Here is a 19851-nt window from a genome sequence, read left to right on the forward strand (position 1 = left end):
GCTTCGAGCTTCGAGCTTCGAGCTTCGAGCTTCGAGCTTCGAGCTTCGAGCTTCGAGCTTCGAGCTTCGAGCTTCGAGCTTCGAGCTTCGAGCTTCGAGCTTCCAGCTTCCAGCTTTCAGCTGGCGGCGATCAGCCGCTGTCGCTTCTCCTTCTGCCGCGCCAGCGCCCAGCGCACGTGCTCGCGGACCAGGTCCGAGGGGTAGGGCAGCCGGGCGCGCAGCGCGGCCTCCACCGCCTCGCTCCAGGGGGCGTTGCCGAGTCCCACCGCCAGGTTGCGCAGCCAGCGCTCGTAGCCGATGCGCCGGATCGGGCTGCCGGCGGTCTTGTCCAGGAACTCCTCCTCGCTCCAGGCGAACAGCGCCGTGAGATCGACCCGGTCCAGGTCGTGGCGGGGCGCGAAGTCGGGCTCCCGGCTGGCGCGGGTGAAGCGGGTGAAGGGGCAGACCAGCTGGCAGTCGTCGCAGCCGAACACCCGGTTGCCCATGGCGGCGCGGAATTCCTCGGGGATGGCGCCGTGGAGCTCGATGGTCAGGTAGGAGATGCAGCGCCGGGCGTCGACGACCCTGTCCTCGACGATGGCGTCGGTGGGGCAGGCGGTGCGGCAGGCGCTGCAGCGGCCGCAGTGCTCGGTCTCGAAGGGTTCGTCGACCGGCAGCGGCAGGTCGGTGTAGAGCTCGCCGAGGAAGAACATCGAGCCGGCCTTGGGGTTGAGCAGCATGGCGTTCTTGCCGAACCAGCCGAGCCCGGCCTTGCGGGCCAGGGCTCGCTCCATCACCGGGGCGGAGTCGACGAAGGCCCGGTAGCCGAAGGGGCCGATCTCGGCCTGGATCTGCTTGGCCAGGGTCGCCAGGCGCTTGCGCATCAGCTTGTGGTAGTCGCGGCCGGTGGCATAGCGGGAGACGTAGGCCTTCTCCGGCCGGGCCAGCATCTTCGTCGTCTCCACCTCGGGGGGCAGGTAGTCCAGGCGCACGCTGATCACTCGCAGCGTGCCGGGTACCAGTTCCTCGGGCCGGGTGCGCTTGGTGCCGTGCTTGGCCATGAAGCCCATCTCGCCGTGGTGGCCGGCGTCGAGCCAGCGCTGCAGACGGGCCTCGTCCTCGGCCAGGTCGACGTCGGTGATGCCCACCTGCTGGAAGCCGAGTTCGCGGCCCCAGGTCTTGATGAGCATGGCCAGATGGTCGAGGTCGGGGGCGTCGCCCTGCGGGGACGGCTGGGTCATGATTCGGGAAACACCGTGGGGAAAGCGGCCGCGACGCTTGGCGGGCGGCGGGAGAAACGACACACTCCATGGTAAAGCATCGCGTTCAAGGGAGACAGCGCATGGCGGGCTCGTCCCAGTCCACCCGCGTCGCCCCGGGCCGGGCGCTGTATCGCGCCGACCAGGTCCGGGAGCTGGATCGTCGTACCATCGCCGCCGGCATCGAGGGCTTCGCCCTGATGCAGCGGGCCGCGGCCTCGGCCTGGCGGGAACTGCGCCGGGCCTGGCCCGAGGCGCGCCGGCTGAGCGTGCTGTGCGGCGCCGGCAACAACGGCGGCGACGGCCATGTGCTGGCCGCGCTGGCCGCCGCCGAGGGGCTCGAGGTCCAGCGCGTGGCCCTGAAGCCCGTCGAGGCGCTCTCGGGGGATGCCCGACGAGCCGCCGACATGGCCACCGCGGCCGGGGTCGAGCTGGTGCCCTGGCGGTCCGGGCTGGCGCTCACCGGCGAGGTGCTGGTGGACGCGCTGCTCGGCACCGGCCTGTCCGGGGACGTGCGTGGCGACTTCCGCGAGGCCATCGCCGCGATCAATGCCTGCGGCCGGCCGGTGCTGGCCATCGACATTCCCTCCGGGGTCCATGCCGATACCGGCGCCGAGCTCGGCGTGGCGGTGAGGGCCGCGCGGACCGTCACCTTCATCGGCGACAAGCTGGGGCTGCACACCGGCCGGGCCCCGGCGCTGACCGGGCCGGTGGTCTTCCGTGACCTCGACGCCCCCGAGGCGGCGACGGCGGGCGTGGCGCCCGCCGCCGAGCTGTTGCACCGCTCGATGATCGCCGCGGCGCTGCCGCCGCGTCCCCGGGACGCCCACAAGGGCGACGCCGGCCATGCCCTGGTGCTCGGCGGGGCGCCGGGCTTCGGCGGCGCGGCGCTGCTGGCCGCCGAGCACTGCGCGCGGCTCGGCGCCGGCAAGGTGAGCCTGGCCACCGCCCCCGAGCACGTCACGGCGAGCCTGGTGCGCCGCCCCGAGGTGATGGTGCACGGGGTGCGCGGCGCCGCCGACCTCGGTGAGCTGCCGGCGCAGGCCGATGTGCTGGTGGTGGGGCCGGGCCTGGGGCAGGGCAGCTGGGGGCAGGCCATGCTGCAGGCCGCCCTCGAGGCCGGCCGGCCGCTGGTGATCGACGCCGATGGCCTGAACCTGCTGGCGGCGCGCTTCGCCGGCGAGCGACGCGACGACTGGCTGCTGACCCCGCATCCCGGCGAGGCGGGGCGCCTGCTGGGTATCGGCGCCGCCGAGGTCGAGGCCGACCGCCCCGCGGCGGCGGCCGAGCTGCGGCGTCGCTACGGCGGCGTGGTGGTGCTCAAGGGCGCCGGCAGCCTGGTGGCCGGCCCCTCGGGGCTGGCGGTCTGCCCCTACGGCAATCCCGGCATGGCCAGCGGCGGCATGGGCGATGCGCTGTCCGGCATCCTGGGCGCCCTGCGGGCCCAGGGGCTGGCCCCGGAAGCGGCCGCCCGGGTCGGCGTGCTGGTGCACGCCCTGGCCGCCGACGGGGCCGCCGCCGCGGCCGGCGAGCGTGGCCTGCTGGCCGGCGATCTGGCATCCTGTGCGCGAATTCTGGTCAACCCGACGATGGGCGAAGACGATGCAGCTGCGACTCGATGACGAAGCCCGCCAGGTGGCCTTCGGCGAGGCCCTGGGGCGGGCCCTCGAGGGGCGGGGACGCCTCTACCTGGAGGGGGAGCTGGGCGCCGGCAAGACCACCCTGACCCGGGGCATCCTGCGCGCCTACGGCCATCTCGGGGCGGTGAAGAGCCCCACCTATACCCTGGTGGAACCCTACGCGCTCGAGGGCGTCCGGGTCCATCACTTCGACCTCTACCGCCTGGGCGACCCCGAGGAGCTGGAGTTCATCGGCGGCCGCGACCTGCTGGCCGACGATGCCCTGTGCGTGATCGAGTGGCCGGCCCGCGGCGAGGGCTGGCTGCCGGCCCCGGACCTGGTGGTGCACCTGCGCCTGGCGGGGGAGGGCCGCCGCGCCACCCTGACCGCCGGCGGCGACCGCGGGCGCCGGGTGATCGAGCGGCTCGCCGAGGCGCCGGAACTGGCCGGCCAGTGGCTCGAGGAGGATGAACGCGCCTCATGAGCAAGGGAGTGCTGCCCCGTCGCCTGCTCGGCGGCCTGTTGTCGCTGGCCCTGCTGGTGCCGGCCTGGGCCGGCGCCGCCAGCGTCGACAACCTGCGCCTGTGGGCGGCGCCGGACCACGCGCGGCTGGTGTTCGACCTGTCCTCGCCGGCCTCGGCCGAGGTGTTCGGCCTGGAGGACCCGCGTAGGCTGGTCATCGACCTCGAGGACACGCGCCTGCAGGCCGACGTGGCCCGGCTCGACCTGTCGGGCAGCGCCATCCGCGAGGTACGCACCGGCATCCGCGACGGCGACGACCTGCGGGTGGTGCTGGAGCTGTCCCGGGCGATCGAGCCGCGCCACTTCACCCTGGCCCCCAACGAGCAGTACGGCCACCGCCTGGTGGTGGACCTGGAGTATCCCGGCGAGAGCGCCGTGGAGGATCCCATCGATCCCATCGAGGCGATGATCCGCGAACAGGAGATCGCCGCCGACCGGGCCCAGGCCGAGGCCGTCGCCGAGGGCCGCGATCCCGACGCCGCGACCCCGGCGCTCGAGCCCGCGCGGCCGCATCCCAAGCGCGACATCATCATCGCCGTGGACGCCGGCCACGGCGGCGAGGATCCGGGGGCCATGGGGCCCTCCGGCACCCGCGAGAAGGACGTGGTGCTGGAAATGGCCGAGCGCCTGGCCCGCAAGATCGATGCCGCCGAGGGCTTCAAGGCGGTGATGATCCGCGACGGCGACTACTACGTGGGGCTGCGCCAGCGCACCCGCATCGCCCGGGAGCAGAAGGCCGACTTCTTCGTCTCCATCCACGCCGACGCCTTCCGCAGTCCGCGCCCCCACGGCAGCTCGGTCTATGCGCTGTCGCAGAGCGGCGCCACCTCGGAGACCGCCCAGTGGCTCGCCGCCACCGAGAACCGCGCGGACCTGATCGGCGGCGTGGACGGCAACCTCTCCCTGGACGACAAGGACGAGGTGCTGCGCGGCGTGCTGCTCGACCTGACCATGACCGCGACCCTCAACGATTCCCTGACCATCGGCGGCCAGGTGCTCGACCGCCTGGGGCGGGTCAACGACCTGCACAAGTCGCGGGTCGAGCAGGCCGGCTTCGTGGTGCTCAAGTCGCCGGACATCCCCTCGCTGCTGGTGGAGACCGGCTTCATCTCCAATCCCGACGAGGAGCGCCGGCTGCTCGACGCCGGCTATCAGGAGCGGATGATGGACGCGGTCTTCGGCGGCATCCGCGCGCATTTCCGGCGCAACCCGCCGCCGGCCAGCCTGCTGGCCTGGCGGCGCGACCAGGGTCGCGACACCGCCGGCAACGAGTACCGCATCCAGCCCGGCGACACCCTCTCCGAGATCGCCGCCCGCCATGGGGTGCCGGTGGCCCAGCTGCGCCAGGCCAACGAGCTCAGCGGCGACGTCATCCGGGTCGGGCAGGTGCTGCGGATACCCCGTTCATAAGCTGGAAGCCTGAAGAGCGGCGCTGCGCGCCTGGAAGCTGGAAGAATGGGGCTTCGGGCTTCGGGCTTCGGGCTTCGGGCCGTCTCCGTCGTATCGGGCTGGTTGGCAAACGCTCGCAGCTCGCGGCCCGTAGCCCGTAGCGTCCTTGAGGAGTGATATGACAGACAGCCAACGCATCCAGGTTCTCGACCCCCGACTGGCCAACCAGATCGCCGCCGGCGAGGTGGTGGAGCGACCGGCCTCGGTGGTCAAGGAACTCGTCGAGAACGCCATCGACGCCGGCGCGAGCCGGGTCGAGGTGGAGCTGGAGTCCGGCGGCGCGCGGCTGATCCGGGTCCGCGACGACGGCCGCGGGATCGGCGAGGACGACCTGCCGCTGGCCCTGTCGCGCCACGCCACCAGCAAGATCGCCTCGCTGGACGACCTGGAGGGCGTGGCCAGCCTGGGCTTTCGCGGCGAGGCCCTGGCCTCGATCAGCTCGGTGTCGCGCCTGGAGCTGGTCTCCAACACCCACGACGACCCCACCGGCGGCTGGCGCGTGGTGGTCGAGGGGCGGCGCATGGAGCCCCGGGTCACGCCCTCGCCGCACCCCCGCGGCACCTCGGTGACGGTGCGCGACCTGTTCTTCAACACCCCGGCCCGGCGCAAGTTCCTGCGCACCGAGAAGACCGAGTTCGGCCACGTGGAGGAGGCCTTCCGGCGCCAGGCGCTGTCGCGGCTCGACGTCGGCTGGGTGCTGCGCCACAACCAGAAGACCATCCACCAGCTGCGCCCCGGCGGCGACCTGGTGGGCCACGAGCGACGCCTCCAGGCGCTGCTCGGCCGCGCCTTCCTGGAGAACGCCCTGCACCTGGATATCGAGACCGGCGGGCTGCGGCTGTGGGGCTGGGTGGGGCTGCCCACCCACTCCCGGGCCCAGGCCGACCAGCAGTACTTCTTCGTCAACGGCCGGGTGGTGCGCGACCGCCTGGTGGCGCATGCCATCCGCCAGGCCTATCGCGACGTGCTGTTCCACGGTCGCCATCCGGTGTTCGTGCTCTACCTGGAGGTGGACCCCACGGTGGTCGACGTCAACGTCCATCCCACCAAGCACGAGGTGCGCTTCCGCGACGGCCGGATGGTTCACGACTTCCTGTTCTCCAGCCTGCACCGGGCGCTGGGCGAGGCCCGGGCCGGGGCGAGCGCCGGCGCGGAGGAAGGCGGCGAGTCGGGCAGCGAGACGCCGTCGCCCGAGCCGGCCGGCGGCGAGGTGCGCGAGGCCGCGCCGGAGCCGGCCTGGCGGCAGCAGCCCATGGCGCTGCATGGGCGCGAGGAGAGCGGGGAGCAGAAGGTCACGCCGGACCGGGTGCGGGCCTTCATGGAGGGCTATCGGGCCCTGCACCCGGAGCACGAGGAGAGCCTGCTGACGCCCCAGCCCGCCGCGCCCGGGGCCGGCGGCACCGCCGCCGACGTGGCGCTGGACGAGCGACGGGACGAGGCGGGCGCCGGCGTCGCGCCGCGGCCGGCGATGCCCGAGGCGGACGCCACCAAGGCGCCGCCGCTGGGCTATGCGGTGGCTCAGCTGCACGGTGTCTATATCCTCTCGCAGACCGAGCGTGGCCTGGTGGTGGTGGACATGCACGCCGCCCACGAGCGCATCGTCTACGAGCGCATGAAGGCCCAGGTGCACGGCGGGGCCCTGGAGGCCCAGCCGCTGCTGGTGCCGGTGTCGCTGGCCGCCAGCGCCGCCGAGGTGGCCACCGCTGAGGCCGAGCGCGACGCCTTCGCCCGCCTCGGCGTCGAGCTCGACGTGGCCGGCCCCGAGACGCTGCTGGTGCGCCAGGTTCCGGCGCTGCTGGTGGATGCCGACGTCGAGCCGCTGGTCCGCGACATGCTGGGCGACCTGGAGCGCTACGGCCGCTCGGACCGCCTCGAGGCCCATATCAACGAGCTGCTGTCGACCATGGCCTGTCACGGCAGCGTGCGCGCCAACCGCCAGCTGACGGTGGAGGAGATGAACGCCCTGCTGCGCGACATGGAGGTCACCGAGCGCAGCGGCCAGTGCAACCACGGCCGGCCCACCTGGACCGAACTCGGCATGAAGGAGTTGGACCGCCTCTTCCTGCGCGGCCAGTAAACGACGACGATGAGCATGAGCGACACCCGCCCCCCGGCGATCTTCCTGATCGGCCCCACCGCGGCCGGCAAGACCGACCTGGCCATCGCCCTGCACGAGCGCCTGGGCTGCGAGCTGATCAGCGTGGATTCGGCGATGGTCTATCGCGGGCTGGATATCGGCAGCGCCAAGCCGTCCCCCGAGGAGCGGGCGCGGGCCCCGCACCGGCTGATCGATATCCGCGACCCCGCCGACCCCTACTCCGCGGCCGACTTCCGCCGGGACGCGCGCCGCGAGATGGCCGCCATCACCGATGCTGGCGGGGTGCCGCTGCTGGTCGGCGGCACCATGATGTACTACCAGCGCCTGGTGGCGGGCGAGGCCAACCTGCCGCCGGCGGCTCCCGAGGTGCGCGCCGAGCTGGAGCGCGAGGCCGCCCGCCGGGGCCTCGGCGCCCTGCATGCCGAGCTCGCCCGGGTCGATCCGACCGCCGCCGGGCGCATTCATCCCAACGACCCCCAGCGGCTGATGCGGGCCCTGGAGGTGTATCGCGTCAGCGGGCGTTCGCTCACCGAGCTGTGGAACGAGCAGCGTCCGGAAACCTTTCCCTGGCGCACGCTGTCGATAGGGCTCGCGCCGGCCGACCGGGGCGTGCTGCACGAACGCATCGCCGCGCGCTTCGACGCCATGCTCGAGGCCGGCTTCCTCGACGAGGTCGCCGCGCTGCGCGAGCGCGGCGACCTGAGCGCGGAGCTGCCGGCCATGAAGAGCGTGGGCTATCGCCAGGCCTGGGCGCATCTGGAGGGCGAGATCGACCGCGCCACGCTGCGCCACCGCGGCATCGTCGCCACCCGCCAGCTGGCCAAGCGCCAGCTGACCTGGATGCGCGGCTGGCCCGAGCTGCACTGGGTCGACAGCCTGGGCGACGACCCGCTCGGCGAGGTCCTGAAACTCGTGCGCGAATTCGGGACTTAGCGTAAGATGGTCGTTTCGAGTGGCCGTTCGATCGCGCCCGTCGGTCAACCCGTGTCGTCCCGGAGTGGGACGAGCACATCAAGATCAACATCTGAGACAACTCAGGGAGAGCAACATGTCCAAAGGGCAGTCCCTTCAAGATCCGTACCTGAACATCCTGCGCAAGGAGCGCATTCCGGTATCGATCTTCCTGGTGAACGGCATCAAGCTGCAGGGCCAGATCGAGTCCTTCGACCAGTTCGTCATCCTGCTGCGCAACACGGTCAGCCAGATGGTCTACAAGCACGCCATCTCCACGGTGGTGCCGTCGCGCAACGTGCGCCTGCCGGCCCCGGATGCCGGCGCGCAGTCCGAGAGCAACGCGTGAGGTACTGATTGTTTTTCGAACGTCCCGACGCCGGTGAAACGGCGGTTCTCGTCCATGTGGACTTCCAGGACGAGCAGGAGCGCGAGGATGCCGGCGAGTTCCTCGAGCTGGTGCGCTCGGCCGGCGCGGAGCCGGCCACCCTGCTGACCGGCTCGCGCAGTCGTCCCGATCCCCGTGCCTTCATCGGGGCGGGCAAGGTCGAGGAACTGCGCGAGGCGCTGCAGACGCACCGGGCCGAACTGGTGATCTTCAACCACGCGCTCAGCCCCTCCCAGGAGCGCAACCTCGAGCAGTCGCTCAAGTGCCGGGTGCTCGACCGCACCGGGCTGATCCTCGACATCTTCGCCCAGCGGGCGCGGACCCACGAGGGCAAGCTGCAGGTCGAGCTGGCCCAGCTGGAGTACATGTCGACCCGCCTGGTGCGCGGCTGGACCCACCTGGAGCGCCAGAAGGGCGGCATCGGTCTGCGCGGGCCCGGCGAGACCCAGCTCGAGACCGACCGTCGCCTGCTGCGCGGCCGCATCAAGGCGATCCACAAGCGCCTGGACAAGGTGCGCAGCCAGCGCGACCAGAATCGTCGTGCCCGCTCCCGGGCCGAGATCCCCAGCGTGTCCCTGGTCGGCTACACCAACGCCGGCAAGTCCACGCTGTTCAACGCCCTGACCGCCTCCCGGGTCTATGCGGCCGACCAGCTGTTCGCTACCCTCGACCCGACGCTGCGGCGCCTGGAGGTCGAGGACGTGGGGCCGGTGGTGCTGGCCGACACCGTGGGCTTCATCCGGCACCTGCCGCACAAGTTGGTGGAGGCCTTCCAGGCCACCCTCCAGGAGGCCGCGGAGGCCAGCCTGCTGGTGCACGTGATCGACGCCGCCGACCCGGACCGCGAGCTCAACGTGGGCCAGGTGGAAGGCGTGCTGGACGAGATCGGCGCCCTGGAGGTGCCGACGCTCAAGGTGATGAACAAGATCGACCTGTTCGACAGCGCGCCGCGCATCGAGCGCGACGCCAACGGCCGCCCCGAGACGGTCTGGCTGTCGGCCCGGGACGGCAAGGGGCTGGCGTTGTTCGAGCAGGCGCTGTCCGAGTGCCTGGCCGATGACATCATCGACTTCGACGTCACCCTCGAGCCGCAGCAGGGCAAGCTGCGGGCCGGCCTGCACGAGCTCGGGGCGGTGCGCCAGGAGCGCTTCGACGAGGCGGGCCGCACCCTGCTGGAGGTGCGCCTGCCCCGGCGCGACTTCCTGCAGCTGATGGCCCGGCTCGGCGAGCGCGCCGACGACTACCTGCCGGAGGCCCTGCAGGAGCGCCCCCTTTGGGAACAATGAGTCGCCTTCGGGTGCCGGCGGGCTCGTCCCGGCCGGCACCACAAGGATCGCAACCGATGCCCGTCGCCCGGTGGCGCGGCGGAACGCAACGCAGAGTGGAGACGACGTATGGCCTGGAATGAGCCCGGTGGCGGCAACCAGCACGACCCCTGGAGCGGGGGAGGGCGCCGTGGCGGCAATGGCGGCGGTGGCAACCGCGGCGGCGGCAATCAGGGGCCGCCCGACCTCGACGAGGCCCTGAAGAAGTTTCAGGACAAGCTCAACAGCATGCTGGGCGGCCGCGGCAAGCGCGGCGGCCGTGGCGGCGGCGGTGGAGGTGGCGGCAAGCCGCGCAACGCCTTCGCCCTCCCGGGGCTGCTGCTGATCGTGGCGCTGGCCATCTGGGCGGCCTCCGGCTTCTACCTGGTCGACCAGTCCGAGCGCGGCGTGGTGCTGCGCTTCGGCAAGTTCCAGGAGGTGGTCACCCCCGGCTTGCAGTGGAACCCGCCGCTGATCGATGACGTGCGCATGGTCAACGTGACCCGGGTCCGCTCGATCACCCAGACCCAGTCGATGCTCACCCAGGACGAGAACATCGTCTCCGTCGAGATGTCGGCCCAGTACCAGGTCGCCGATCCTCGCGGCTACGTGCTCAACGTCCGTGACCCGGGGCTTAGCCTCGAGAATGCGCTGGACTCGGCCCTGCGACACGTGGTCGGCGGCACCGACATGATCGACATCCTGACCTCCGGCCGCGAGATCCTCGGCACCGCGGTGGCCAGCCGCCTGCAGTCCTACCTGGACAGCTACGGCACCGGCATCCGCCTGCAGACGCTCAACGTCGAGTCCACCGCGCCGCCCGATCCGGTGCAGGACGCCTTCGACGACGTCATCCGCGCCCGCGAGGATCGCCAGCGCACCATCAACCAGGCCATGGCCTACGCCAACGCCGTGATCCCGGCCGCCCAGGGCCAGGCCCAGCGGCTCGTCGAGCAGGGCCAGGGCTATCGCGAGTCCGTGGTGGCCGAGGCCCGCGGCCAGGCCAACCGCTTCAATGCCCTGCTGACCCAGTATCAGGATGCCCCGGCGATCATGCGCGAGCGCCTCTACCTCGACGCCCTGTCCGACGTCTACGGCGACACCGCCAAGGTGATGGTCGACGTCGACAGCGAGGCGCCGCTGATGGTGCTGCCCATGGACCGCCTGAGTCGCGGTACCACCGGCGCGGCCAGCCAGGGCGACGATGGGGAATCGCTGGACCCGGGGCTGCTCGAGCGCCTGCGTTCGAGCCAGTCCGACAGCGATAGCCGCAACAGCAATGCCAGCAGCAACGGAATCCGCAGGGAGGGCCGTTAATGATGATCAATAATCGATCCCTGCTCATCGTCGGCGGCCTGGCCGCCGTGGCCTGGCTGGCCAGCAACAGCCTCTACGTGGTGGACGAGACCGAGCGCGCGGTGAAGCTGCGCTTCGGCGAGGTGGTCGAGGAGAACATCCAGCCCGGGTTGCACTTCAAGATCCCGATCACCCAGACCATCCGCAAGTTCGACACCCGGGTGCTGACCCTGGACACCGATCCCAGCCGCTACCTGACCCTGGAGCAGAAGGCGGTGATCGTCGACTCCTATGTCCAGTGGCAGGTGATCAACCCCACCCGCTACTACGAGGCCACGGCCGGGGACGAGCTGCAGGCGGTGCGGCTGATCCAGCCGCGGGTCGACGAGAGCCTGCGTAACGAGTTCGGCCGCCTGAACCTCTCGCAGATCATCTCCGAGAGGCGCGATGACCTGATGACCGGGCCTACCCAGGAACTCGACAAGCTGATGCGCGAAGAACTCGGCGTGGCCATCCTCGACATCCGCGTCAAGCGCATCGACCTGCCCGAGGATGTGTCCTCGGCGGTCTACGACCGCATGCGCTCCGAGCGCGAGCGGGAGGCCCGCGAGTGGCGCGCCCAGGGCCAGGAAGAGGCCGAGCGCATCCGCGCCAACGCCGACCGGCGCCGCCAGGTGCTGCTGGCCCAGGCCCGTGCCCGCTCGGAGACGCTGCGGGGCGAGGGCGACGCCGAGGCGGCGGCGATCTTCTCCCAGGCCTACGGCCAGGACGAGGAGTTCTTCTCCTTCTGGCGCAGCCTGAATGCCTATCGCTCGAGCTTCCAGGGCGACGGCAACATGCTGGTGCTGGACCCGTCCAGCGACTTCTTCCAGTACCTCAAGTCGCCGCGTCCCCAGACCGGGGAGTGACGGTCGGGCGGGGCGGCGCCGCCGCCCCGTCCCGGGGTTCATCCCGCCCCCAAACGTGATAGACTCCTGTAACCGGGCGTGGCCCGGTTTTTTTGTGGCCTCTCCACTCCCCCGGCAATCCTCCGGCGCCCCGCCACGTCTCGCCGCGAGGCCTGTCGAAGGCCCAATCACCGTCTTGCAGGAAGAACGACATGACCATCGCTGACCGCTGGCTGTTGCCCGACGGCATGGACGAGGTGCTGCCGCCCCAGGCCAGCCGCATGGAGGAGCTGCGCCGGGCGCTGCTCGACCTCTACCATCGCTGGGGCTACGACCAGGTGATGCCGCCCCCCGCCGAGTTCCTCGATTCCCTGCTCACCGGTATCGGCACCGAGCTGGATCTGCAGACCTTCAAGCTGACCGACCAGCAGACCGGCCGCATGATGGGCGTGAGCGCCGACGTCACCCCCCAGGTGGCGCGCATGGACGCCCACTCCCTGAAGCGCCAGGGCCCGGTGCGGCTGTGCTACTGCACCAATGTGCTGCGCGCCAAGGCCGACCCGCATCAGGGCGGACGCAGCCCGGTGCAGGTCGGGGTGGAACTGTTCGGGCATGCCGGCCTGGAGGCCGACCTGGAGATCCTGCGCCTGGCGCTGACCAGCCTGCAGGCCGCCGGTGCCGGCGAGGTGCACCTGGCGCTGGGCCACATCGGCATCTACCGTAGCCTGGTGGAGGCCGCCGATCTCGGCCGCGAGCAGGAGCGGGCCATCTTCGAGGCCCTGGAGCTCAAGTCGCCCGGCGAGCTGGCCGCCCGGGTGGACGCCAGCGTCGACGATCCCGCCCTGGCGGCGATGCTGCGCGCCCTGGGCGAGCTGCACGGCGGCCCCGAGGTGCTGGACGAGGCTCGCGAGGCCTTCGAGGAGGCGCCCCAGGCGGTCTGGGCGGCCCTGGACCAGCTGCAGGCCCTGCACGCCGGGGTGACCGCCGAGCACCCCGAGGTCGAGCTCTACTTCGACCTGGCCGAGCTGCGCGGCTACCAGTACCACACCGGCATGATGTTCGCCGCCTACGTGCCCGGCTACGGCCAGGCGCTGGCCAAGGGCGGCCGCTACGACGACACCGGCCGCGCCTTCGGCCGCGCCCGGCCGGCCACCGGCTTCTCCCTGGAGCTCAAGCAGCTGGCCACCCTGGTGCCCAGCGAGCCGCGTCACGACGGCATCTGGGCCCCGGCCGAGGGCGACGGCCTGGCGGAGGCGGTGAATGCCCTGCGCCGGCAGGGCGAGCGCGTGGTCCAGGCGCTGCCGGGCCAGCGCACCGGCCCCGAGGAGCACCGCTGCCAGCGGCGCCTGGTCCCCGTCGACGGCGGCTGGCAGGTGGTTTCCCTGGCGTCGCCCTCCGAGCGGGCCTGACGTCGACAGACACGATACCGGCACCGCCCCGAGACCGGCGGCGCAGCAACGAGAGACGAGAGCACTATGGGCAAGAACGTAGTCGTACTGGGCACCCAGTGGGGTGACGAAGGCAAGGGCAAGGTGGTCGACCTGCTGACCGAGTCCGCCGGCGCGGTGGTGCGCTTTCAGGGCGGGCACAACGCCGGCCATACGCTGGTGATCGACGGCGAGAAGACCGTCCTGCACCTGATCCCCTCGGGCATCCTGCGAGACGACAAGACCTGCGTCATCGGCAACGGCGTGGTGCTGTCGCCGGAGGCGTTGATCGAGGAGATCCGCGAGCTGGAAGGCAAGGGCGTGCCGGTCCGCGAGCGCCTGCGCCTGTCGCCGGCCTGCCCGCTGATCCTGCCCTACCACGTGCGCCTCGACCAGGCTCGGGAGAAGGCTCGCGGCGTTGCCAAGATCGGCACCACCGGCCGCGGCATCGGCCCGGCCTACGAGGACAAGGTCGCGCGTCGCGGCCTGCGCCTGGGCGACATGCTGCACCGCGAGCGCTTCGCCTCCAAGCTCGGCGAGGTGCTCGACTACCACAACTTCGTGCTGACCAAGTACCACGGCGAGCCGGCGGTGGACTTCCAGGAGGTCCTCGACGACGCCATGCGCATGGCCGACGAGCTGCGCGACATGGTCTGCGACACCGTGAGCCTGGTCCATGACGTGCGCAAGGCCGGCGACAACATCCTCTTCGAGGGCGCCCAGGGCTCGCTGCTGGACATCGATCACGGCACCTACCCCTTCGTGACCAGCTCCAACACCACCGCCGGCGGCACCGCCACCGGCTCCGGCGTCGGGCCGCTGTACCTCGACTACGTGCTGGGCATCACCAAGGCCTACACCACCCGGGTCGGCTCCGGCCCCTTCCCGACCGAGCTGTTCGACGAGCACGGCCGCCACCTGGCCGAGAAGGGCCACGAGTTCGGCGCCACCACAGGCCGCGCCCGGCGCTGCGGCTGGTTCGATGCCGTGGCCCTGCGCCACGCCGTGCAGATCAACTCGGTGTCGGGCATCTGCCTGACCAAGCTCGACGTGCTCGACGGCCTGGAGAACATCCGCGTCTGCGTGGGCTATCGCAGCAAGGACGGCGACGTCCTCGACACCCCGGTGGATTCCGAAGGCTACGAGGCCATCGAGCCGGTGTATCAGGACCTGCCCGGCTGGACCGAGTCCACCCTGGGCGTCAAGCGCGTCGAAGACCTGCCGGCCAACGCCCGTGCCTACATCGCCTTCCTCGAGGAGCGGGTGGGCACCTCCATCGACATCATCTCCACCGGCCCGGATCGCAACGAGACCATCGTGCTGCGCAATCCCTTCGCCGAGGCGTGAGCGCGCCGGCGCCGAGGCCACTCCGCAACGCCGCCCGGGTCCTCCCGGGCGGCGTTTTTTATCAGCATCAGGTCCCCATCGGTGTCGTGGGAGCGCAATGCATTGCGCGATGGCGCCTCAGGCGCCCGGCGTATTCAGTGGCTCGCCAGCAGCAAGCAATGTACCCACGACTTCACCGGTTCCACGCTGATCTGCGAGGAATCAAAAAAAGATCGCCCCGCACGGGGCGGGGCGATCACGCTCGGGGAGCCGGCGCCAGGCCGGCTCGGTACGGGCGGTCTCAGACGCTCCTGGGCTCGCTCATCAGGCCCTTGACGATGGCGTAGCAGGCCGCCAGCAGGACCAGGGTGAACGGCAAGCCGGTGGTGATCACCGCGGTCTGCAGGGCGGTCAGGCCGCCGCCCAGCAGCAGGGCGATGGCGATGGCGCCCTCGATCAACGCCCAGAACACGCGCTGCGGCTTGGGTGCGTCCACCTTGCCGCCGGCGGTGATGGAGTCGATCACCAGGGACCCGGAGTCCGAGGAGGTGATGAAGAACACCATCACCAGCACGATGCCGACGAAGGAGGTGACGGCGGTCAGCGGCAGCTGGCCGAGCATCACGAACAGCTGCAGCTCCAGGGCCGCCTCCTTGACGCCCTGGAAGCCGTCGTTGATGACCTGGTCGATGGCGGTGCCGCCGAAGGCGGTCATCCACAGCACCGAGACCACGGACGGCACCAGCAACACGGCGACCAGGAACTCGCGTACGGTACGACCGCGGCTGACGCGGGCGATGAACATGCCGACGAACGGCGACCAGGAGATCCACCAGGCCCAGTAGAAGGCGGTCCAGCCCTGGCTGAAGTTGGCGTCCTCGCGCCCGAACGGCATGGACAGGCCGGGCAGGTGGACCACGTAGGACACCAGGTTCTCGAAGAAGCCGGTGGCGATCAGCAGGGTCGGGCCGACGAAGATCACGAAGACCAGCAGCAGGAAGGCCAGGACCATGTTCAGCTGGGAGAGGCGCTGCACGCCCTTGTCCACGCCCAGCAGGATCGAGCCCAGGGCCACCAGGGTGATCCCCATGATCAGGATCACCATGGTGGTGTTGGAGTCGGGCACGCCGAACAGATAGCCCAGCCCTGCCGAGGCCTGGGAGGCGCCCAGGCCCAGCGAGGTCGCCAAGCCGAACAGGGTGGCGAAGACCGCCAGGATGTCGATGACATGGCCCGGCCAGCCCCAGACGCGCTCGCCCAGGATGGGGTAGAAGATCGAGCGCATGGTCAGCGGCAGGCCCTTGTTAAACGAGAACAGGGCCAGGGACAGGGCGACGATGGCGTAGATCGCCCAGGGGTGCAGCCCCCAGTGGAAGATGGTCGCGGCCATGCCCAGCGAGATGGCGCCTTCCTGGTTGCCGGCGGCGGCGCCCAGCGGCGACCAGTCGGTACGCACCCCGTCTTCCACGGTGGTGCCGCCCATGGCGGTGCCGAAGTGGGTCAGCGGCTCGGAGACGCCGTAGAACATCAGGCCGATGCCCATGCCCGCGGCGAACAGCATCGCGAACCAGCCGGCATAGCTGAAGTCCGGGGTGGCGTGGGCGCCCCCGATCCTCACCTTGCCCATCGGGGTGAAGATCAAGGCGATGGCCAACACCACGAAGATGTTGGCGGCCAGCAGGAAGAACCAGGACAGGTTGCCGGTCAGTACGCCGAAGATGGCGTTGAAGATCGGCTCCACCTGATCCTGCAGGGCCAGGGTGATGATCACGAAGAACAGGATCACCAGCGAGGAGACGGTGAACACCTTCCCGTGAAGGTCCACATTCACGCCCAGCGGCGAGGCGGTGATGTTGTCCTGGCCGATCACGTAATCGGTATCGATGAGGTTGGCCGGGCCTTCGGGGGCGGGAATGCCCTCCCCGACGGCCGGCTCTTGCGCCTTGTTGTCGTTCGTCACGGGATCTCTCCTTGTCGACGTCGATTCAGGATGTGGCTGGAGGCGTCAGTCCTTTCCGGGGCGTACCAGGAAGATCGAGGCCGTGGTATGGGTGGCCACCTTGCCGCCATGGGAAGGAATGACGATATCCAGATGCTTCGGGGGATGCGTGGGCATGATCACCAGGTCGGCCCCGACCTCGTCGATGGCCTCGACCAGCACGTCGTCGAGGTCGGCGATGGGGTCCGGGCTGGTGATGACGCGGGCGCTGACCGGCTGGCCATGCACCTTGGCGCGCTCCTGGGCGAAGGCCTCCAGCTTCTGCTGGTATTCCTCCGGGGTGCGCGCCACGCTGCCGGGGGTGTTGGCGGTGACCGCGACATAGCAGATCTCGGCATCGTAGTGCCGCGCCTGGTCGGCGACGACCTTCAGCGACGGCTCGATGACCTCGATATGGGCCAGGTCCACCGGCACCATGATCTTGTTGAACATGCCTGCACTCCTTGTGGGTTGCGAGTCGGGTGATGAGACTAGTGTGGCCGCTCGACGGCGTTTCCGGGAGCCGCGCTTTCAACGGCTCCCTCGGTCGGCGCCGCCCACCCTACACCATCCCTGTGTCATGTAGCGGTCAGAGGCGCCAGGGGTCGGCGGCCTCGGATAAGCGATTTTAATCGAGATTGCGAGTGCTGATAACAGTCAATTAGCAAAGCCGGGTATCAGCTCGGCCGCGTGGTCGAGGGCGACAGCGACATGGCGTTCCGCGCCCGGAGCCGACAGCGTTGACGCCGGCCCGCGCGAGGCGCGGGAGAGTGCGCGCCTTGAATAGGATTTTATGATTCTGAAGACAAAATAAATATATTTTATTTAATCAGGGCCGACTCCTAAGGTGGATCCCACAAGACAACAAGGAGATCTTCCCATGACCGAGCCCGTTTTCGACAAAGAGTACACCGACACCCTGGTGGTCGGTGGCGGTCAGGCCGGCGTGGCCATGAGCGAGCACCTGGGCAACCTGGGGGTGCCCCACCTGGTGCTGGAGCGTGACCGCATCGCCGAGGCCTGGCGGACCCGCCGCTGGGATTCGCTGGTGGCCAACGGGCCGGCCTGGCACGACCGCTTCCCGGGCATGGAGTTCGACGACGTCGACGCCGATGCCTTCGCCCCCAAGGAGCGAGTGGCGGCCTATTTCGAGGCCTATGCGCGCAAGATCGGCGCGCCCATCCGCACCGGCGTGGAGGTCAGGAAGGTCGAGCGCAACCAGGGCCGGCCCGGCTTCACCGTCGAGACCTCCACGGGGGTGATCGAGGCCCATCGTGTGGTCGCGGCCACCGGGCCTTTCCAGCGCCCGGTGATCCCGCCGATCGCCCCCGAGGACGAGCGCCTCGTACAGATCCACTCGTCCGAGTACCGCAATCCCCGGCAGCTGCCCGAGGGCGCCGTGCTGGTGGTCGGCGCCGGCTCCTCCGGGGTGCAGATCGCCGAGGAGCTGCAGCGGGCCGGCAAGTCGGTCTACCTCTCGGTGGGCCCCCATGACCGTCCGCCGCGCGCCTACCGCGGACGCGACTTCTGCTGGTGGCTGGGCGTGCTCGGCGAGTGGGATGCCGAGGTCATGAAGCCGGGCACCGAGCACGTCACCATCGCCGTGAGCGGCGCCGACGGCGGCAAGACGATCGATTTCCGCGAGCTGGCGCACCGGGGCATGACGCTGGTCGGGCGCACCCAGGCCTTCGCGGACGGCGTGGTCACCTTCGAGGGCGATCTGGCCGACAACCTGGCCCGGGGCGATGCCAACTACCTGGCGATGCTGGATGCCGCGGACGACTACGCCGCCCGCAACGGCCTCGACCTGCCGGAAGAGCCCGAGGCGCGGCGCATCCCGAGCGATCCCGCCTGCGTGACCGAGCCGCTGCGCGAGCTGGACCTGCAGGCGGCCGGGGTGACCGCGATCGTCTGGGCCACCGGCTTCTCGGTGGACTACGGCTGGCTGGACGTCGACGCCTTCGACGACGACGGCAAGCCGCAGCATCAGCGCGGGGTGTCCAGCGAGCCGGGCGTCTACTTCGTGGGCCTGCCCTGGCTGTCGCGGCGTGGCTCCAGCTTCATCTGGGGCGTCTGGCACGACGCCAAGCACATCGCCGACCACATCGCCACCCAGCGCAAGTACCTGGCCTACCACGAGGCGACCAAGTGCCAGGACACGCCCGGGGCAGCCGAGTCATCCACCGACGACACCAGCGCAGAGAGGGTCAACTGATGCCGACGCACACCCGAATCCGCATGTTCAACACCAAGGCGACGTACCCCAACCAGGCGTTGGACAACGATCTCTGCCAGGCGGTGAGGGCGGGCAACACCGTCTACGTCCGCGGCCAGGTGGGCACCGACTTCGAGGGCCGGCTGGTCGGCCTCGGGGATCCGCGGGCCCAGGCCGAGCAGGCGATGAAGAACGTCAAGCAGCTGCTCGAGGAAGCCGGGTCCGACCTTAGCCATATCGTCAAGACCACCACCTATATCACCGACCCGCGATTCCGCGAGCCGGTCTATCGCGAGGTGGGCAATTGGCTCAAGGGCGTCTTCCCGATCTCCACCGGCCTGGTGGTGGCCGGCCTCGCCCAGCCCGAATGGCTGATGGAGATCGACGTCATCGCCGTGATCCCCGACGACGAGGAGGGCAACGCATGACCTTTTCCATCGCCGGCTTCTGCCGCCAGACCGGACAGTTCGGCACCGCCATCAGCTCCTCGAGCATCTGCGTGGCCAGCCGCTGCCCCTTCATCGCCCCCGGCAAGGGGGCGGTGCTGACCCAGAACGTGACCAATCCCGAGCTCGGCCAGCTGGGCGTGCGGCTGCTCGAGGAGGGGAGCGATGCCGAGAGCGTGCTGGCACGGCTCGTCGAGCACGAGGCGCACCCCGAGTGGCGCCAGCTCCAGGTGCTCGACGCCGAGGGGCGCAGCGCGGTGCACAGCGGCGCCGAGACCCTCGGCATCCACGCCACCCGGCAGGGCCGGGACTGCGTGGCCGGCGGCAACATGCTCGCCGACGAGGCCGTCATCGACGCCATGGTCGCGGCCTTCGAGTCCCACGACGGCGAGCTGGCCGAGCGCCTGCTGGCCGCCATGGACGCCGGCCTCGCCGCCGGCGGCGAGATGGGCCCGGTGTTCTCGGCGGGGCTCAAGGTCACCGATCGGGCCAGCTGGCCGGTGGTCGACCTGCGGGTCGACTGGCACGTGGCGCCGCTCAGCGAGCTGCGCATGGTCTGGGAGCACTACCTGCCGCAGCGCGACGCCTATGTACTGCGGGCGGTGCGCCCCGACGACTCGCCGTCCTACGGCGTGCCGGGGGATGCGCGCTGATCGTCGTGCGCCGATGCCGGTCGGAGGCGGCCATGGCCCCATGGCCGCCGTCTT

Annotated in this window: 17 protein-coding genes; 14 read left to right on the top strand and 3 right to left on the bottom strand. The window is 70.5% G+C overall.

Annotated features, from left to right (window positions below):
- Window positions 1-116: 116 nt before the first annotated feature.
- On the bottom strand, window positions 117-1220 hold the full coding sequence (gene queG, locus QC818_RS11115; protein WP_309652931.1) for a tRNA epoxyqueuosine(34) reductase QueG: 1104 nt from the start codon (window positions 1218-1220) through the stop codon (window positions 117-119).
- A 101-nt stretch (window positions 1221-1321) separates the two neighbouring features.
- Here queG and QC818_RS11120 point away from each other — a divergent pair, with 101 nt between their 5' ends.
- From QC818_RS11120 to QC818_RS11170, 11 genes are all read left to right on the top strand, one after another.
- Window positions 1322-2860 carry an NAD(P)H-hydrate dehydratase gene (locus tag QC818_RS11120; protein WP_309652932.1) on the top strand — a complete coding sequence of 513 codons (1539 nt, stop codon included), beginning with the start codon at window positions 1322-1324 and terminating at the stop codon, window positions 2858-2860.
- Window positions 2841-3341: a tRNA (adenosine(37)-N6)-threonylcarbamoyltransferase complex ATPase subunit type 1 TsaE gene (gene tsaE, locus QC818_RS11125; protein WP_309652933.1), complete on the top strand. Its 501-nt coding sequence runs from the start codon at window positions 2841-2843 to the stop codon at window positions 3339-3341. Before QC818_RS11120 ends, tsaE begins: the two co-directional genes overlap by 20 nt.
- Complete coding sequence (locus QC818_RS11130) at window positions 3338-4789, top strand: N-acetylmuramoyl-L-alanine amidase (protein ID WP_309652934.1); 1452 nt, start codon at window positions 3338-3340, stop codon at window positions 4787-4789. The genes tsaE and QC818_RS11130 overlap by 4 nt, the downstream gene beginning before the upstream one ends.
- A 157-nt stretch (window positions 4790-4946) precedes the next feature.
- Window positions 4947-6905 carry a DNA mismatch repair endonuclease MutL gene (gene mutL, locus QC818_RS11135; RefSeq protein ID WP_309652935.1) on the top strand — a complete coding sequence of 653 codons (1959 nt, stop codon included), beginning with the start codon at window positions 4947-4949 and terminating at the stop codon, window positions 6903-6905.
- Between the two features lie 15 nt (window positions 6906-6920).
- Entirely contained in the window at window positions 6921-7859 is a 939-nt protein-coding gene (gene miaA / locus QC818_RS11140; protein ID WP_309652936.1) for a tRNA (adenosine(37)-N6)-dimethylallyltransferase MiaA, read from the top strand.
- A 115-nt stretch (window positions 7860-7974) separates the two neighbouring features.
- Window positions 7975-8226 (top strand): RNA chaperone Hfq, encoded by a 252-nt coding sequence (gene hfq / locus QC818_RS11145; protein WP_309652937.1) that lies wholly within the window; start codon window positions 7975-7977, stop codon window positions 8224-8226.
- Window positions 8227-8234: 8 nt separating this feature from the next.
- Window positions 8235-9551: a ribosome rescue GTPase HflX gene (gene hflX / locus QC818_RS11150; RefSeq protein WP_309652938.1), complete on the top strand. Its 1317-nt coding sequence runs from the start codon at window positions 8235-8237 to the stop codon at window positions 9549-9551.
- A gap of 108 nt (window positions 9552-9659) precedes the next feature.
- A complete protein-coding gene (gene hflK, locus QC818_RS11155; RefSeq protein WP_309652939.1) occupies window positions 9660-10886 on the top strand; it encodes an FtsH protease activity modulator HflK in 1227 nt (408 codons plus the stop codon).
- A 2-nt stretch (window positions 10887-10888) separates the two neighbouring features.
- On the top strand, window positions 10889-11773 hold the full coding sequence (gene hflC / locus QC818_RS11160; protein WP_309653074.1) for a protease modulator HflC: 885 nt from the start codon (window positions 10889-10891) through the stop codon (window positions 11771-11773).
- A 191-nt stretch (window positions 11774-11964) separates the two neighbouring features.
- Window positions 11965-13161, top strand: a complete 1197-nt coding sequence (locus QC818_RS11165) for an ATP phosphoribosyltransferase regulatory subunit (RefSeq protein ID WP_309652940.1) — start codon at window positions 11965-11967, stop codon at window positions 13159-13161.
- A 66-nt stretch (window positions 13162-13227) separates the two neighbouring features.
- On the top strand, window positions 13228-14526 hold the full coding sequence (locus QC818_RS11170) for an adenylosuccinate synthase (protein ID WP_309652941.1): 1299 nt from the start codon (window positions 13228-13230) through the stop codon (window positions 14524-14526).
- 280 nt (window positions 14527-14806) lie between these two features.
- Here the strand turns inward: QC818_RS11170 and QC818_RS11175 are convergent, their stop codons facing one another.
- Together QC818_RS11175 and QC818_RS11180 are read right to left on the bottom strand one after the other, a co-directional pair.
- Window positions 14807-16465: a BCCT family transporter gene (locus tag QC818_RS11175; protein ID WP_309652942.1), complete on the bottom strand. Its 1659-nt coding sequence runs from the start codon at window positions 16463-16465 to the stop codon at window positions 14807-14809.
- A 45-nt stretch (window positions 16466-16510) separates the two neighbouring features.
- A complete protein-coding gene (locus QC818_RS11180) occupies window positions 16511-16936 on the bottom strand; it encodes a universal stress protein (RefSeq protein ID WP_309652943.1) in 426 nt (141 codons plus the stop codon).
- Window positions 16937-17363: 427 nt separating this feature from the next.
- On the opposite strand from QC818_RS11180, the gene QC818_RS11185 reads away from it, so the two are divergent.
- From QC818_RS11185 to QC818_RS11195, 3 genes are read left to right on the top strand one after another with little or no spacing between them, the layout of a single operon-like run.
- Window positions 17364-18698 (top strand): flavin-containing monooxygenase, encoded by a 1335-nt coding sequence (locus QC818_RS11185; protein WP_309652944.1) that lies wholly within the window; start codon window positions 17364-17366, stop codon window positions 18696-18698.
- Window positions 18698-19126, top strand: coding sequence for a RidA family protein (locus tag QC818_RS11190; RefSeq protein WP_309652945.1), 429 nt, complete (start codon window positions 18698-18700; stop codon window positions 19124-19126). Before QC818_RS11185 ends, QC818_RS11190 begins: the two co-directional genes overlap by 1 nt.
- Window positions 19123-19797, top strand: a complete 675-nt coding sequence (locus QC818_RS11195) for a DUF1028 domain-containing protein (protein WP_309652946.1) — start codon at window positions 19123-19125, stop codon at window positions 19795-19797. Before QC818_RS11190 ends, QC818_RS11195 begins: the two co-directional genes overlap by 4 nt.
- The last annotated feature ends 54 nt before the right edge of the window (window positions 19798-19851 follow it).

The sequence above is a fragment of the Halomonas koreensis genome, assembly GCF_031451675.1.
GTDB classification, from domain to species: Bacteria; Pseudomonadota; Gammaproteobacteria; order Pseudomonadales; family Halomonadaceae; genus Halomonas; species Halomonas koreensis.